16 protein-coding genes are annotated in these 14,994 nt (G+C 72.0%); 12 read left to right on the forward strand and 4 right to left on the reverse strand.

Going from position 1 to position 14,994, the window contains the following annotated elements; all coding sequences use genetic code 11:
* Positions 1-146 precede the first annotated feature (146 nt).
* Positions 147-938 (forward strand): hypothetical protein, encoded by a 792-nt coding sequence (locus ACIPRD_RS15780; RefSeq protein ID WP_401563371.1) that lies wholly within the window; start codon positions 147-149, stop codon positions 936-938.
* Here ACIPRD_RS15780 and ACIPRD_RS15785 read toward each other — a convergent pair.
* Both ACIPRD_RS15785 and ACIPRD_RS15790 read right to left on the reverse strand, forming a co-directional pair.
* On the reverse strand, positions 862-2,181 hold the full coding sequence (locus tag ACIPRD_RS15785) for a D-arabinono-1,4-lactone oxidase (RefSeq protein WP_356406652.1): 1,320 nt from the start codon (positions 2,179-2,181) through the stop codon (positions 862-864). The genes ACIPRD_RS15780 and ACIPRD_RS15785 overlap by 77 nt on opposite strands.
* Positions 2,141-3,385, reverse strand: coding sequence for an MFS transporter (locus tag ACIPRD_RS15790; RefSeq protein WP_356406649.1), 1,245 nt, complete (start codon positions 3,383-3,385; stop codon positions 2,141-2,143). The genes ACIPRD_RS15785 and ACIPRD_RS15790 overlap by 41 nt, the downstream gene beginning before the upstream one ends.
* 171 nt (positions 3,386-3,556) lie before the next feature.
* Between ACIPRD_RS15790 and ACIPRD_RS15795 the strand changes: the two genes are divergently transcribed.
* Positions 3,557-4,681: a ferrochelatase gene (locus ACIPRD_RS15795; protein ID WP_356406646.1), complete on the forward strand. Its 1,125-nt coding sequence runs from the start codon at positions 3,557-3,559 to the stop codon at positions 4,679-4,681.
* Positions 4,682-4,753: 72 nt separating this feature from the next.
* Positions 4,754-5,569, forward strand: coding sequence for an inositol monophosphatase family protein (locus ACIPRD_RS15800; RefSeq protein WP_356406643.1), 816 nt, complete (start codon positions 4,754-4,756; stop codon positions 5,567-5,569).
* A gap of 129 nt (positions 5,570-5,698) precedes the next feature.
* On the opposite strand, the gene ACIPRD_RS15805 is transcribed toward ACIPRD_RS15800, so the two are convergent.
* Positions 5,699-5,872, reverse strand: a complete 174-nt coding sequence (locus ACIPRD_RS15805) for a hypothetical protein (protein WP_356406640.1) — start codon at positions 5,870-5,872, stop codon at positions 5,699-5,701.
* Positions 5,873-6,291: 419 nt separating this feature from the next.
* Here ACIPRD_RS15805 and ACIPRD_RS15810 point away from each other — a divergent pair, with 419 nt between their 5' ends.
* From ACIPRD_RS15810 to ACIPRD_RS15825, 4 genes are all read left to right on the forward strand, one after another.
* Positions 6,292-6,945, forward strand: a complete 654-nt coding sequence (locus tag ACIPRD_RS15810; RefSeq protein WP_356406637.1) for a response regulator transcription factor — start codon at positions 6,292-6,294, stop codon at positions 6,943-6,945.
* Positions 6,946-6,951: 6 nt separating this feature from the next.
* Positions 6,952-8,199, forward strand: coding sequence for a HAMP domain-containing sensor histidine kinase (locus tag ACIPRD_RS15815; protein ID WP_356406634.1), 1,248 nt, complete (start codon positions 6,952-6,954; stop codon positions 8,197-8,199).
* A 394-nt stretch (positions 8,200-8,593) separates the two neighbouring features.
* Complete coding sequence (locus ACIPRD_RS15820) at positions 8,594-8,890, forward strand: DUF4193 domain-containing protein (protein WP_003997302.1); 297 nt, start codon at positions 8,594-8,596, stop codon at positions 8,888-8,890.
* Between the two features lie 13 nt (positions 8,891-8,903).
* Positions 8,904-9,833 (forward strand): hypothetical protein, encoded by a 930-nt coding sequence (locus ACIPRD_RS15825; protein WP_401563375.1) that lies wholly within the window; start codon positions 8,904-8,906, stop codon positions 9,831-9,833.
* Positions 9,834-10,040: 207 nt separating this feature from the next.
* Here the strand turns inward: ACIPRD_RS15825 and ACIPRD_RS15830 are convergent, their stop codons facing one another.
* Positions 10,041-10,508 carry a DUF3093 domain-containing protein gene (locus ACIPRD_RS15830; RefSeq protein WP_401563378.1) on the reverse strand — a complete coding sequence of 156 codons (468 nt, stop codon included), beginning with the start codon at positions 10,506-10,508 and terminating at the stop codon, positions 10,041-10,043.
* Positions 10,509-10,621: 113 nt separating this feature from the next.
* Here ACIPRD_RS15830 and ACIPRD_RS15835 point away from each other — a divergent pair, with 113 nt between their 5' ends.
* From ACIPRD_RS15835 to ACIPRD_RS15855, 5 genes are all read left to right on the forward strand, one after another.
* Entirely contained in the window at positions 10,622-11,206 is a 585-nt protein-coding gene (locus ACIPRD_RS15835) for a PaaI family thioesterase (protein ID WP_401563381.1), read from the forward strand.
* Positions 11,203-11,781: a dUTP diphosphatase gene (gene dut, locus ACIPRD_RS15840; protein WP_356406623.1), complete on the forward strand. Its 579-nt coding sequence runs from the start codon at positions 11,203-11,205 to the stop codon at positions 11,779-11,781. The genes ACIPRD_RS15835 and dut overlap by 4 nt, the downstream gene beginning before the upstream one ends.
* Position 11,782: 1 nt before the next feature.
* Entirely contained in the window at positions 11,783-12,547 is a 765-nt protein-coding gene (locus ACIPRD_RS15845) for a DUF3710 domain-containing protein (RefSeq protein WP_356406620.1), read from the forward strand.
* A 210-nt stretch (positions 12,548-12,757) separates the two neighbouring features.
* Positions 12,758-13,927, forward strand: coding sequence for an alginate lyase family protein (locus tag ACIPRD_RS15850; RefSeq protein ID WP_356406617.1), 1,170 nt, complete (start codon positions 12,758-12,760; stop codon positions 13,925-13,927).
* Positions 13,928-14,152: 225 nt separating this feature from the next.
* Complete coding sequence (locus tag ACIPRD_RS15855; RefSeq protein WP_356406614.1) at positions 14,153-14,848, forward strand: ABC transporter ATP-binding protein; 696 nt, start codon at positions 14,153-14,155, stop codon at positions 14,846-14,848.
* Positions 14,849-14,994 lie beyond the last annotated feature (146 nt).

Genomic DNA, 14,994 nt, shown 5'->3' on the forward strand with positions numbered 1-14,994 from the left:
GCGCGGACGGTTCCACATGGGAGTGAACGTGGCGAACCTCACGCTATGTCCATAAACGGAACTATTGCTTTCGTTCGTACGTCCCTTCTCCTGCAGAAGATCGCTCGATGTCGATCAAGTACGGGAAAGGCAGGCAGGTTCCGGGTATGCGTGAAACGCCCGAAGCGGGTCGGAAGCGGTTCGACCTGAGCGTCCCCCAGGTCGCCGGCAGTGCGCTCGCGGCGGTGGTGGCGGCCAAACTGGCCTCGTACTTCGGGGTGTACGGCACGATCCTCGGTGCCGGACTCGTCAGTGTGATCGCCACCTGCGGCGGTTCCCTCTTCCAGCAGGCCTTCCGCAGGACGGGCGAGCAGCTGCGCGAGGCCAAGACCGTCCCGCGGTCGAAGGGGCGGGCGCGGGAGCAGGAGACGCACCGGCAGGAGCCGTCCGCCGCGGGCGGATTCGGCGAGGCGACCGTCTACCGCGCGCGCGTGAAGAGCTGGAAGCGTCCGGTGCTCGCCGCCGCCCTCGTCTTCGGCGTCACCATGGCCGGCATCACGACGTACGAGCTGGTGTCCGGCAGCAGCTTCAGCGGCGGCGGAGGCACGACGGTCAGCGACGCCGTCGGCGGCGGACGCGGCGCGCACTCCCCGGAGCCCGGGGACGGCGCTCCCTCCTCGTCCCCCTCCAGCACCCCGCGGACCGGCGGCGCCACGGCGGGTGAGCCCGGCGGGACCGGCCGCACCGGTACGGCAGGCCAGGCCACCCCGGAGCCGGACCGCACCCCGGGGCAGGGGTCCGGCACCACCACCCCCTCCGGCCCGGACCGGGCCGCCCCGACGCCCACGCCCACGCCCACGCCCGGCGCGACCACGGCGGTGCCTACGGTCCCAGAACCCTCCGCAAGTAGTCGTTCCGGAACAGCCGTTCCGGGTCTAGACGGTTCCGCAACTCCGTGAACTCCCCGAAGCGCGGGTACACCCCGGCGAGGTACTCCGCGTCCCGTGTGTGCACCTTGCCCCAGTGCGGCCGGCCCTCGTGCGCGGTGAACACGCGCTCGGCGGCGCTGAAGTAGGCCTGGTAGGGCGTGCCCCGGAACATGTGGACGGCGATGTAGGCGCTGTCCCGGCCGGACGCCGTGGACAGCGCGATGTCGTCGGCCGGGGCGGTGCGCACCTCGACCGGGAAGCTCACCCGCAGACCGGAGCGCTCCACCACGGCCTTCAGTTCGCGCAGCGCTCCGGCCAGGGCGGCGCGCGGAACGGCGTACTCCATCTCCACGAACCGCACGCGGCGCGGCGAGGTGAACACCTTGTAGGGGATGTCGGTGTACGTCCGCGCGGACAGCGCCCTGCTGGAGACCGCCGCGATCGCCGGGACCGCGGCGGGCGCGGCGCGGCCGGCCCACTGGGCCGCCTGGAAGACGCCGTTGGAGAGGAACTCGTCCTCGAACCACCCGGCCAGCCGTCCCACCGGCCGCTCCGGACCCGCGCTGCGGTTGTTGCGCTTGGTGTTGGTGCTGCCCGTGTGCGGGAACCAGTAGAACTCGAAGTGCTCGTTCTCGGCCCACAGCTGGTCGAACTCGGCCAGCACCCGGTCCAAGGACATCGGTTCCTCGCGCGCGCTGAGCAGGAACAGCGGCTCCACGGCGAAGGTGAGGGCGGTGACCACGCCGAGGGCGCCGAGGCCGACGCGGGCGGCCGCGAAGACGTCGGGGTTCTCCCCGGCCGAGCACGTGAGCACCGAGCCGTCCGCGGTGACGAGTTCGAGCGCGGTGATCTGCGCGGCGATCGAGCCGGACTCGCGTCCCGTGCCGTGCGTGCCGGTGCTGGTGGCGCCGGAGACGGTCTGCTCCATGATGTCGCCCATGTTGGTGAGCGACAGACCCTCGCGCGCCAGTGCCGTGTTGAGCCGCTTGAGCGGGGTCCCCGCCTCCACCGTGACCGTCATGGCGGTCCGGTCGATCGTGCGGATGCCGGTCAACAGTTGAGGGCGGATCAACACACCGTCGGTGGCGGCTATGGACGTGAAGGAGTGGCCGGTGCCGACCGCCTTCACCGTCAGCCCGTCCTCGGCGGCCCGGCGCACCTCGGCGGCCAGCTCCTCCACGGACGCCGGCGTGACCTGCCGGACGGGGCGGGCGGTGACGTTGCCGCCCCAGTTACGCCAGGTGCCGTTCTTGCCGCTCGCTGTGCTGCTCAACGGTGCCTCCCCGCCCCGCCGCCGGCCTGCGCAGCCGGCGGTACCCGAGGAAACCGACCGCGATCGCGACGGCCCCGGACACGGCCGGAACCCCGTACCCGGCCCGCGCCCCGGCCGCGTCGATCACCCAGCCGGCCGCGGAGGAGCCGAGCGCGACCCCGACCGCCAGGCCGGTGCTCACCCAGGTCATCCCCTCGGTGAGGTTCGCGCGAGGTACGTGCTCTTCGATGAGGGACATCGTCGTGATCATCGTGGGTGCGATGGACAGCCCCGAAACGAACAGCGCCACGGCCAGAAGCGGCAGGTTTCCGACCAGTAGGAGGGGGATCATACTCACGGCCATCGCACTCACGCCCAGCAGCCAGCGGCGTTCCGGCGCCCCGGAGAAGCGCAGCAGCCCGAAGACCACGCCGGCCGCGCAGGAACCGGCGGCGTACAGCGCGAGCACCACGCTGGCGGCGGCCTTGTGGCCGCGTTCGTCGGCGAAGGCCACGGTGACCACGTCGACCGCGCCGAAGATCGCTCCCGTGGCCACGAAGGTCGCCACCAGCACCTGGAGCCCGGGGGAGCGCAGCGCGCTGCCGCTCCCGCCGCCGTGCCGCTCGCGCGGGTGCGGCTCGGGTTCGGTGGCGCGCTGGGAGGTCAGCCAGAAGACGCCGACGGCGAGGAAGCAGCCGGCGAGCAGGGGGCCCGCCTCCGGGAACCAGGCCGTGGACAGGCCGATGGAGATGATCGGCCCGAAGATGAAGCACGTCTCGTCGACGACCGATTCGAACGAGTAGGCGGTGTGCAGCTTCGGGGTGCCCCGGTACAGGGCCGCCCAGCGGGCCCGGACCATCGCGCCGAGGCTCGGCACCGAGCCGATGCCGGCCGCGCACACGAAGAGCACCCAGTCCGGCAGGCGCAGCGACGTGGCGATCAGCAGCCCGGCGGCCGACGCGAGCGCCACCAGGGTGGCCGGGCGCAGCACCCGGCGCTGCCCGTGCCGGTCCACCAGCCGGGATATCTGCGGACCGATCGCCGCGGCGGCCAGCGCGATGGTGGCCGACAGCGCGCCCGCGAGCCCGTAGCGCCCGGTCAGCTGAGAGACCATCGTGACCACGCCGATGCCCATCATCGACAGCGGCATCCGGCCGAGGAAGCCCGCGGCGGAGAAGCTCTTCGTGCCTGGTTCGTCGAACAGGGCGCGGTAGGGGCTGGGCACGTGATCTCCGAAGCGACTCGGTAAGGCGCGAATGCGGCTGATACAGCTTACGAGTTAGGTAACCCTAATCGCACCAGGAATGACGGCCGGGAAAATCATACGAAACCGTCCGCATCGCGACTCCTCGCCCGCTGTTCCCGCGCTGTCGGTGCCGGGTGGCAGGATCGAGACATGCCAGACGTGTTCGATGCCAGCCCCTACGACGCCCTCCTCCTGCTCTCCTTCGGCGGACCCGAAGGACCCGACGACGTGGTGCCGTTCCTGGAGAACGTCACCCGCGGACGGGGCATCCCCAAGGAACGCCTCAAGGAGGTCGGGCAGCACTACTTCCTGTTCGGCGGGGTCAGCCCCATCAACGACCAGAACCGTGCCCTGCTCGACGCCCTCCGCAAGGACTTCGCGGGGCACGGTCTGGACCTGCCGGTCTACTGGGGCAACCGCAACTGGGCGCCGTACCTCACCGACACCCTGCGCGAGATGACCGCCGACGGCCGCCGCCGCGTCCTGGTGCTCGCCACCAGCGCCTACGCCTCCTACTCGGGCTGCCGCCAGTACCGCGAGAACCTCGCCGACGCGCTGGCCACGCTGGAGGCCGAGGGGCTCCGGCCGCCGTCGGTCGACAAGCTGCGGCACTACTTCAACCACCCGGGCTTCGTCGAACCCATGGTCGACGGCGTGCTGCGATCCCTCGCCGACCTCCCCGAGGACGTCCGCGACGGCGCCCACATCGCCTTCACCACCCACTCCGTCCCGACCGCCGCGGCCGACACCTCCGGCCCCGTCGAGGCGCACGGCGAGGGCGGCGCGTACGTCGCGCAGCACCTGGAGGTGGCCCGGCTGATCGCGGACGCCGTGCGCGAGCGCACCGGCGTCGACCACCCGTGGCAGCTCGTCTACCAGTCCCGCTCCGGCGCCCCGCACATCCCGTGGCTGGAGCCCGACATCTGCGACCACCTGGAGGAGCTGCACGGCGCCGGCGCCCCGGCCGTCGTCATGGCGCCCATCGGCTTCGTCTCCGACCACATGGAGGTCCTCTACGACCTCGACACCGAGGCCACCGCCAAGGCCGCGGAGCTCGGACTGCCGGTGCGCCGCTCGGCCACCGTGGGCGCCGACCCGCGCTTCGCCGCGGCCGTCCGCGACCTGGTCCTGGAGCGGGCCGCCACCGAGCGCGGGCAGCGGGTCACCCCGTGCGCGCTCGGCGCGCTGGGCGCGAGCCACGACGTCTGCCCGGTCGGCTGCTGCCCGGCCCGCGCCCCGCGCCCGGCCGCCGCGGGCGCCGACAGCCCGTCGTAGGACCGCCCGCCGGGCCCGCCGGACCGGCCGGCCCGCACCGGAACACACACCCCCTACGCGCAGAGGAGACCCGTGACCGAGGCCCTGCACACGGAACTGCTCGCACTGGCCCAGGAGGCCGCCCGCAGCGCCGGTGAGCTGCTGCGGGACGGCCGCCCGGCCGACCTGGCGGTGGCCAGGACCAAGTCGAGCCCGATCGACGTGGTGACCGAGATGGACATCGCGGCCGAGAAGCTGATCACCGATCTGATCTCCGCCCGCCGCCCCGGCGACGGCTTCCTCGGGGAGGAGGGCGCCGCCACCGAGAGCACGACCGGCGTCCGCTGGGTGATCGACCCGCTCGACGGCACCGTCAACTACCTCTACGGCCTGCCCACCTGGGCCGTCTCCATCGCGGCCGAGCAGGACGGCGAGACGGTCGTCGGGGTCGTCGCGGCGCCGATGCGCGGCGAGACGTACCACGCGGTACGCGGGGCGGGTGCCTGGGCCACCGGAGCCTGGGAGGGGGAGCGTGCCCTGTCCTGCCGCCCCGCGCCCCCGCTGGACCAGGCACTCGTGTCCACCGGCTTCAACTACGTCGCCGGGGTCCGGGCGCACCAGGCCGAGGTCGCCGCACGCGTCGTCCCCCTGCTGCGGGACATCCGGCGCGGCGGGTCGGCGGCCGTCGACCTCTGCGACCTGGCCTGCGGACGCCTGGACGGCTACTACGAGCGGGGACTGAACCCGTGGGACTGGGCCGCGGGGGACCTCATCGCCCGTGAGGCGGGCGCGCTGACCGGTGGACGGCCCGGAGAGCGGCTCTCACGGGATCTGACCGTCGCCGGTACGCCCGGGGTCTTCGAGCCCCTCCAGCGGCTGCTGGAGGACTTCGGGGCCTGGCACGACTGACCGCCACCGGCGGGTCGTCGCGCAACCGGCTCCCGCGGCCGTGCGACGGGTGTAGAACAGCACTCGCGGAGAACGCAACGGGACCCCCGGCGCTGGATTCGCCGGGGGTCCCGCTGTGTTCCGGGTCGATCAGACGCGTGACGCGCCGACCTCCACACCGTGTTCGGCGGCGAGGCGTTTCAGGTCGTCGAGCTCGGCCTGCTCCACCTCGGCGAGGAAGTCGTCGCCCTCGTCACGAGCCCGCGACAGGTCGGTCTCGGTCGCCCTTATGCGCTGCAGAAGTCCTGCGGTGAATGCGTCCATGCTGCGCCCCCTCGTCCAGGGTCGTGGGTCGGTGGCACGGGGGTGTGCCGGGTTGGAGAAGAGACGATCACGGCTCTCGCGGGTGCCCAGCGCTGCCCGGCCGGGCGGCGACGGTGCCTGGACACCCCCGCCGGCTCTGCGGAAGCGGACCGCGGAGTACCGCATGGTGCTGCGGCACATGCAGAGCGTGATCGCGGGGTGTACAGCCGTCCTCCCCGCGCTCCCCTCCGGGGAAACCTGGCCGGAGGAGAAATTCTCGTCGTTCCGTCCCGCCCCACCCGTTCCCGCGGCCCGGGTCCCCGTCTTACAGCCGACTTATGGCCGAAAAGGGCAGGATGGACGTCACACTCCCACGGACACCCTCCGCCCGCACGCGCTGTCGCGCGCTACGCGAGTGGACATCAGGAAGGACAAGCGACGTGCGCGTACTCGTCGTCGAGGACGAGCAGCTGCTCGCCGATGCGGTGGCCACCGGACTGCGCCGGGAGGCCATGGCCGTCGACGTCGTGTACGACGGCGCCGCCGCCCTGGAGCGCATCGGCGTCAACGACTACGACGTGGTCGTCCTCGACCGCGACCTCCCGCTCGTGCACGGGGACGACGTCTGCCGCCGGATCGTGGAACTGGGCATGGCCACACGCGTGCTCATGCTCACCGCGTCGGGTGACGTCAGCGACCGCGTCGAGGGACTGGAGATCGGCGCCGACGACTACCTCCCGAAGCCGTTCGCCTTCAGCGAGCTGATCGCCCGCGTGCGCGCCCTCGGCCGCCGCACGAGCGTGCCGCTGCCGCCCGTGCTGGAGCGCGCCGGGATCAAGCTGGACCCCAACCGCCGCGAGGTCTTCCGCGACGGCAAGGAGATCCAGCTCGCGCCCAAGGAGTTCGCGGTCCTGGAGGTGCTGATGCGCAGCGAGGGCGCGGTCGTCTCGGCCGAGCAGCTGCTGGAGAAGGCCTGGGACGAGAACACCGACCCGTTCACCAACGTGGTGCGCGTGACGGTCATGACGCTGCGCCGCAAGCTGGGCGAGCCACCCGTGATCGTCACGGTGCCCGGCTCGGGCTACCGGATCTGATCCGCCGTGGCCACGACACCCGTGCCGCCCCAGGCGCCCCCGAAGCCGACCTGGGACCCCCGCCGGCCCCAGCCGCCCTTCCCCTGGCTGCGCCCGACCATCCGCATACGGCTCACCCTGCTGTACGGCGGCATGTTCCTGATCGCCGGCATCCTGCTGCTGTCGATCATCTACCTGCTGGCCGCGCAGGCGATCAGCACCGGCAACCAGCCGCTGTTCAAGATCGTCAGCGGTACGGCGATCAAGGTGTCCAGCGACAACTGCCCGGCGATCAACTCCAGCTCGCTGCAGCTGTCGGTCTTCAACCAGGCGATCGCGCACTGCGTGGACCAGCAGCGCCAGGCCGCCCTCGACAACCTGCTCAGCCGTTCCCTGCTCGCCCTGCTCGGCCTCGCCGTGATCGCGTTCGCGTTCGGCTACGCGATGGCGGGCCGGGTGCTGTCCCCGCTCGGCCGGATCACCCGCACCGCCCGCCAGGTGGCCGGGTCCGACCTGTCGCGCCGGATCGAGCTGGACGGCCCGGACGACGAGCTGAAGGAGCTGGCGGACACCTTCGACGACATGCTGGACCGCCTCCAGCGGGCCTTCACCGCCCAGCAGCGCTTCGTCGGCAACGCCTCCCACGAGCTGCGCACGCCCCTGGCGATCAACCGCACGCTTCTCGAGGTGCACCTCTCCGATCCCGGCGCGCCCGTGGAGCTGCAGCAGCTCGGCAAGACGCTGCTGGCCACCAACGAGCGCAGCGAGCAGCTTGTCGAGGGCCTGCTGCTGCTCGCCCGCAGCGACAACCAGATCATCGAGCGCGGGCCCGTCGACCTGGCCGAGGTGGCCTCCCAGGCCGTCGACCAGGTGCACGCCGAGGCGGAGGCCAAGGGCGTCGAGATCCGGGGCGAGCGGAAGCCCGCCGTGGTGCGGGGCAACGGCGTCCTGCTGGAGCGGATCGCCCTGAACCTGGTCCAGAACGCGGTGCGCTACAACGTGCCCGAGGGCGGCTGGGTGGAGGTCACCACCGACGTCGAGCACGGGCAGGCCGTACTCACCGTGTCGAACACCGGTCCGGTGGTGCCGGCGTACGAGATCGACAACCTCTTCGAGCCCTTCCGGCGGCTCCGCACGGAGCGCACGGGCAGCGACAAGGGGGTCGGCCTCGGCCTGTCCATCGTGCGCTCCGTGGCCCGCGCGCACGGCGGTCACATCGGGGCCAGGCCGCGCGAGGGCGGAGGTCTGGTGATGCGCGTCACCCTGCCCTCGTGAACCGGAATCCGACACTCGCGGAACATGTTCGCTTTGCGCGGAATTTTCCGACCACTGAGCACGGTTGTTCTTGTGTGATCGATCACATGGACGGATTTCCGGCCATGTACTCTCCGTGATCATGACACCAGGCGGAAAGCCGGTAAAATCCGGGTTTTCAGGGCTATTGATCACGGGAAGTACACGGTGAGGCGCCTTTGAGGTGCGGCATTCGAACCGTGTACGGTCCTCACCGCCATCCAAGCCGATCACTCTTGAGAGGTCGGATTGGGTGTCGATTGAGTAACAGACCTTGATGTGAGGCAAAATCTCCGCCTCAGGTCGGGCACAAGTCCGGCCTCTCACGCGTTACGTGCGCTGGAGACACCGCAGACACCCAGAGGGGGAGAGCGATATGGCAACCGATTACGACACTCCACGCAAGACCGACGATGACGTCGACTCGGACAGCCTTGAAGAGCTGAAGGCCCGCAGGAACGACAAGTCCACCTCATCGGTGGACGTCGACGAGTTCGAGGCCGCCGAGGGCCTCGAACTCCCGGGCGCCGACCTCTCGAACGAGGAGCTGGCCGTCCGTGTGCTGCCGAAGCAGCAGGACGAGTTCACCTGCATGAGCTGCTTCCTGGTCCACCACCGCAGCCAGCTGGCCCGAGAGAAGAACGGCCAGCCGATCTGCCGCGACTGCGACTGAGGCGGGGTCGGCCGTGACTGGCTCGACCCCTCCACGGAAGCGCCGTTTCCCCTTCGGGGGAGCGGACCAAGGGCCGTCCGACGGCCCCTACGGTGCGCGTGACGACGAGCGGGGCTCACCCGGAGCGGGAGCCTCGCTCGAACCGGCGTCCGGCCGGTCCGACCGGCCGGAGCCGGCGCACGAGCCCGCCACCAGGCGGGCCGTCGTCAAGCGCGAGGCCGCGGTGATCGGCGGCAAGGCCCGGCATCTGGCCCGGGAAGGCGCCCGCAGGGCCGGCAGCCGCGCCCGCGCGGGGCTCGGCCACCTCGCGGACCGGATCATCGAGATCGCCCCGCGCGTTCCCGTACGTGACCTCGCGACCCTGCGCAGACAGTTCCCGGGCCTCGGACCCGAGCAGCTCGCCGACAAGCTCGTGGCGGGCGCGGCCGCCGGTACCTCGGCGGTCGGAGCGGGGATCGGAGCGGCGGCGATGCTGCCCGTGCCGCCGGCCATGCCGACCGAACTGGCCGCGGAGATCACCGGGGTCGCCGCGATCGAGCTGAAGCTCATCGCCGAACTGCACGAGGTGTACGGCGTACGGCCGCCGGGCAACCTCGCCACCCGCAGTGCCGCGTATCTGTCCTCCTGGTCGGGGGAGCGCGGGATCGACGTGATGAAGCCGTCGACGATCGACGTGGCCCTCGGGGGCCGGATGAAACGCGAACTGCGCCAGCAGATCATGAAGCGGCTGGTCAGAGACCTGCCCAACCTCATTCCGTTCATGGTCGGCGCCGCCGTCGGAGCGGTCATGAACCGCCGCGACACCAAGAGACTCGCCTCCCTGGTCCGCAAGGACCTGCGGAAGATCCAGGTCCCCTGGGACGAGCTGCCGGAGCAGCCGCCGCTGGAGGAGCCGCGGAACCCGCTGCCGATGGACGGGTTCCCCGGAGAACCCGGAGACTGACGCCCCTCCCGGGGCCGCCCGGTCCCGGCGCCCAGGAGCGTGCCGGGAAAGCGCCCTGCCGCGCCCCTGCCCGCACGAACGCGGGAGTGCCTCCCCGGACCTCCGGGACCCCTGTCCCGGGCTTCCCACGCGCCCCTGAGGCCCTGTTCCCGGTGACTCCGGTGACCCCCGGTGCCTTCCGGGGTGACGTGGCCGCAGGGCGGCGCCCTAGTGCGCCGTCCGCTCCCTGGCCGCCTCGATCGCCGCGGCCAGCTGCTCGGGCTCCCGGGTCGACAGGTACAGGTAGGGCGTCGGGTCCTCGGGGTCGGTGACCTCGACGCGCAGCGCGGTCGGGATGTACGCCCGCAGCAGCAGGAAGGCGCGGACGTCGGCCTTGTGGGTGCGCCAGGCGCGGGCCTCCTCCGCGTCCATCACCACGGACGTGCCCAGCGCCGCCACCGGGATCTTCGCCTCGCCCGCGATCAGCGAGTCGCCCACCACGCGGATGCGCGGGGAGCCGTACGCGCTGGCCACGACCGCGGTCGCCGCCGTGCCGCCGACCAGGCCGCCGAGCAGCGGCAGCGTGCCGAACGGGAGCAGGACCAGGGCGAACGCGACGCCCACCAGGAAGCTGAGGAACCACCACGAGCGGGGAGCGGTGAGGCGTTCTTCGTACGGGGTGGCGGAGAGCTGCATGGAGCCAAGCTTGGCACGGGAGCCGCGTGTGCCGGGAGCCGGGGCGGAGCCGGGCGCGGCCCCGCAGGGCGGGGCGATGGCGGGCTGCGGACGGGCGGGTAAGGTCTGCGCCTGTGAGTGGTAGTTCCGCGGCTCTTCAGCCCCCCGCCGACGCGGTGAAACCCGTACGGCATCCCGACGCCCCCGCGCCCGGCGAACTTCTCGGCGCCCACTACGAACACTGTTTCGGATGCGGCCCCGGACAGCCGTACGGGCTGCACCTGGAGGCGCGGGCCGGTGAGGGCGTCTCGCTGACCGCCGAGTTCACCGTCCAGCCGGCCCACCAGGGCGCCCCCGGTCTCGCGCACGGCGGAGTGCTGGCCACGGCCCTGGACGAGACCCTCGGCTCGCTGAACTGGCTGCTGCGGACCATCGCCGTCACCGGCAGGCTGGAGACCGACTACGTGCGGCCGGTGCCGGTCGGTACCACGCTGTACCTGGAGGCCGAGGTCACCGCCGTCGCCGGGCGGAAGATCTACTCGACCGCCATAGGGCGCATCGGCGGACCCGAAGGGCCCGTCGCCGTCCGTGCCGACGCCCTCTTCGTCGAGGTCAAGGTCGACCACTTCACCGACCACGGCCGCGACGAGGAGATCCAGGCCGCGATGAGCGACCCGGACCGTCTCCGGCGTACCCGCGCTTTCGAGGTGAACCCGTGACCACCGACCACACCGGCAGCCCCGCCCCGCGCGATCCCCTGGACGTGCGGATCCGCCGCGTCGACCCCGACGTACCGCTTCCGGCTTACGAGCACCCCGGGGACGCCGGCGCCGACCTGCGCACCACCGAGGCGTGCGAGCTGGCGCCCGGTGAACGGGCCGTGCTGCCGACGGGCGTCGCGATCGCCCTCCCCGAGGGGTACGCGGCCTTCGTGCATCCCCGTTCCGGCCTCGCCGCACGCTGCGGTGTGGCCCTGGTGAATGCCCCAGGGACGGTGGATGCCGGGTACCGTGGGGAGATCAAGGTGATCGTGGTGAATCTCGACCCGCGCGAGTCCGTGCGGTTCGAGCGCTTCGACCGGATTGCCCAACTGGTCGTCCAGCAGGTCGAGAGGGTCCGCTTCCAGGAGGTCGCGGAGCTTCCCGGTTCTGCCCGGGCCGAGGGGGGCTTCGGGTCCACCGGTGGCCATGCCGCGGTGGGCGATGCGAGCGGCACAAGCGGTCAGGCCGCCACAGGCGGTCCGACGGGTGGGAATCGATACGCTTCGGTCGTATCCGACCGGGAAGGACAGTGACGTGTTCGGACGTCGCAACAAGAAGGGTGCCGCCGAGGGCGCGGCCGGCGAGGCCGAGCAGGTCGTCGACAGCGTCGACACCGAGGCGGACGTGGTGGAGGCCGAGCGCGAGCGCGTCCGGCTGGAGCCCGGACCCCGGCCCGAGGGGCCGTGGGACAGCACCGAGGTGCGTGATCCGGCCGAGGGCCGTGTGGACCTGGGCGGTCTGTTCGTACCGGGCGTCGACGGCATGGAACTGCGGGTCGAGGTCGCCGGTGACGCGATCGTCGCCGCGACCGTCGTGCTGCGGGACAGCGCCATCCAGCTCCAGGCCTTCGCCGCCCCCAAGCGTGAGGGCATCTGGGGCGAGGTCCGCGAGGAGATCGGCGGCGGCATCACCCAGCAGGGTGGCATCATCGACGAGGTCGAGGGTCCGCTCGGCTGGGAACTGCGCGCCCAGGTGCCGGTGCAGCTGCCGGACGGGACCAGCGGCTTCCAGGTCGTCCGGTTCGTCGGCGTGGACGGTCCCCGCTGGTTCCTGCGCGGTGTGATCTCCGGCCAGGGCGCCGTGCAGCCGCAGGCCGCCGGCCTGCTGGAGCAGATCTTCCGGGACACGGTCGTGGTCCGCGGCGAGGGCCCGATGGCGCCCCGCGACCCGATCGTCCTCAAGCTGCCCAACGACGCCCAGATGGTTCCCGAGGGCGTCCAGCAGCAGGACGAGGGCTCCCGCTTCTCGGGCGGCATGGGCCAGCTCCAGCGCGGACCGGAGATCACCGAGGTCCGCTAGACACGGACACCCGCCCTCCGCGCCCCGCGGGGTGCGAGGGACGTGGAACGCACGAGAGGGCCGCACCCCACCGGGTGCGGCCCTTCCGCATGCCTGACCCCGCGAACACATGCGTGACCCCTTGACGGGCCAATGGTCTGTACCTACCGTCTCCGGCCAACGCCTTGTTCATGGAGGCGCTCCGAGTTCACTCACATGAACGGAGTCGCGATGCGCCGTACCCCACTGCTCGCAGTCGTGGCAGCCCTGCTCCTGGGCACCTTCACGGCCCCCGCCGCCCACGCCGCCCCCACCGCCTTCGTCCACCCCGGAGTCACCGTCTCCCGCGGCCAGCTGGACTTCGCCCGCGACAAGGTGCTGGCCGGAGCCCAGCCCTGGAAGAGCGCGTACGACCAGATGCTGGCGAGCCGGTACGCCGACCTGAACCGCACGCCCAAGCCGCGGGCCACCGTCGAGTGCGGCTCCTACTCCAACCCCGACCACGGCTGCACCGACGAGCGCGAGGACGCCATCGCGGCCTACACCGACGCCCTCGCCTGGTACATCACCCGGGACGCGCGCTACGCCCAGAAGTCCATCCAGATCATGGACGCCTGGTCGGGGACCATCACCGGCCACACCAACAGCAACGCGCCCCTGCAGACCGGCTGGGCCGGCTCCTCCTGGCCCAAGGCCGCCGAGATCATCAAGTACACGTACACCGGGAACTGGGCGAACTCCGGCCGCTTCGCGACCATGCTGCGCGACGTCTACCTCCCGGTCGTCATCAAGGGCTCCAACTCCAACGGCAACTGGGAGCTGTCCATGACGGAGGCCGCCGTCGGCATCTCCGTCTTCCTGGAGGACAAGGCGTCGTACGACAGCGCGATGGCCAGGTTCCGCACCCGCACGGCGGCCTACGTCTACCTCGCCTCCGACGGCGACGTACCGAAGACCGTGCCCAGCCAGAACCTGAACACCCGCGACAAGATCGTCTCCTACTGGCAGGGCCAGTCCACCTTCGTCACCGGACTCACCCAGGAGACCTGCCGGGACCTCACCCACACCGGGTACGGCATCTCCGCGATCTCCCACGTCGCCGAGACCAGCCGCATCCAGGGACAGGACCTGTACGGCACCGACGTCGGCGAGCGGCTGCGCCAGGCCCTCGGCTTCCAGTCCAAGTACCAGCTCGGCACCGCCGTCCCCGACTGGCTGTGCGGCGGCTCGCTCGCCCTCGGACTCGGCCCGGTCACCGAGGTCGGCTACAACGCCCTGCACAACCGCCTGGGCATCGCCATGACCAACACCCAGACGCTGACCCGGAACAACCGGCCCGCCGGCAGCAACAACCTCTTCGTCGCCTGGGAGACCCTCACCCACGGCGACAACCCGAACTGAACCGCCTCACACCCGAACCGAACCGTCCTGCACCCGAACCGAACCGCCTCGCAGCGGTCGAACCGTTGATCGGCCGGGCGCCCGCGGCCATACTGGCGCCCGGCCCCCGGGGCCCGGGCCCGCCGGTCCGGACCCCGCGCACACGGGAGACGGCCCACCGCGTGAAGGCGCGGGCACCGGCGCGCACGGGGACGGACAGGGGCACGGGGACGCGGGGGAGACGGCATGGGCAGCACAGTGATCACCGAGACCATGGTGCGGGTGGAGGACGTCCACAAGTCCTTCGGCCGCGGAGCCGCCGCCGTGCACGCCCTGCGCGGCGTCTCCTTCGAGGTGCCGCGCGGCGAGCTCGTCGCCCTCAAGGGGCGCTCCGGCTCGGGCAAGACCACCCTGCTCAACATCGTCGGCGGACTCGACACCCCCGACCGCGGCCGGGTCGAGGTCGACGGGAGCGACCTCGCGGACCTCGGCGAGGAAGGACTGCTGCGGCTGCGCCGCGACCGGATCGGGTTCGTCTTCCAGTCCTTCGGGCTCATCCCGATCCTCACCGCCGCCGAGAACGTCGGCGTACCCCTGCGGCTGCGCAGGGCCGACCCGCGCGAGCGCGAGGAACGCGTGGAACTGCTCCTGTCCCTCGTCGGGCTCGCGGACCACGCGGCCCAGCGGCCCGGCGAGCTGTCCGGCGGCCAGCAGCAGCGGGTCGCCATCGCCCGCGCCCTCGCCAACCGGCCCGCCCTGATCGTCGCCGACGAGCCGACCGGCCAGCTCGACGCCGACACCGGGCACGCCGTCATGGAACTGCTGCGCGCCGTCGTCCGCAGCGAGCCGGCCACCGCCCTGGTCGCCACCCACGACGCCGCCCTGCTCGACCTCGCCGACCGGGTGCTCGAACTGCGCGACGGCGAGATCGTCCAGCACTGAGCGCGGCCGCGCGGCGCGGGCCCGGCCGCATGACGCCGTCGGCGCCTCGGCGGCGTACGCAGGGCCCGCATCCGGCCGCCTGGTGGCGTACGCCGGGTCCGTGCCCGGCCGCCTCGCCGCGCACGTCCGGCGCGTGCCCGGTCGTA

This window comes from Streptomyces sp. NPDC090108, assembly GCF_044747185.1.
Classification (GTDB): Bacteria; Actinomycetota; Actinomycetes; order Streptomycetales; family Streptomycetaceae; genus Streptomyces.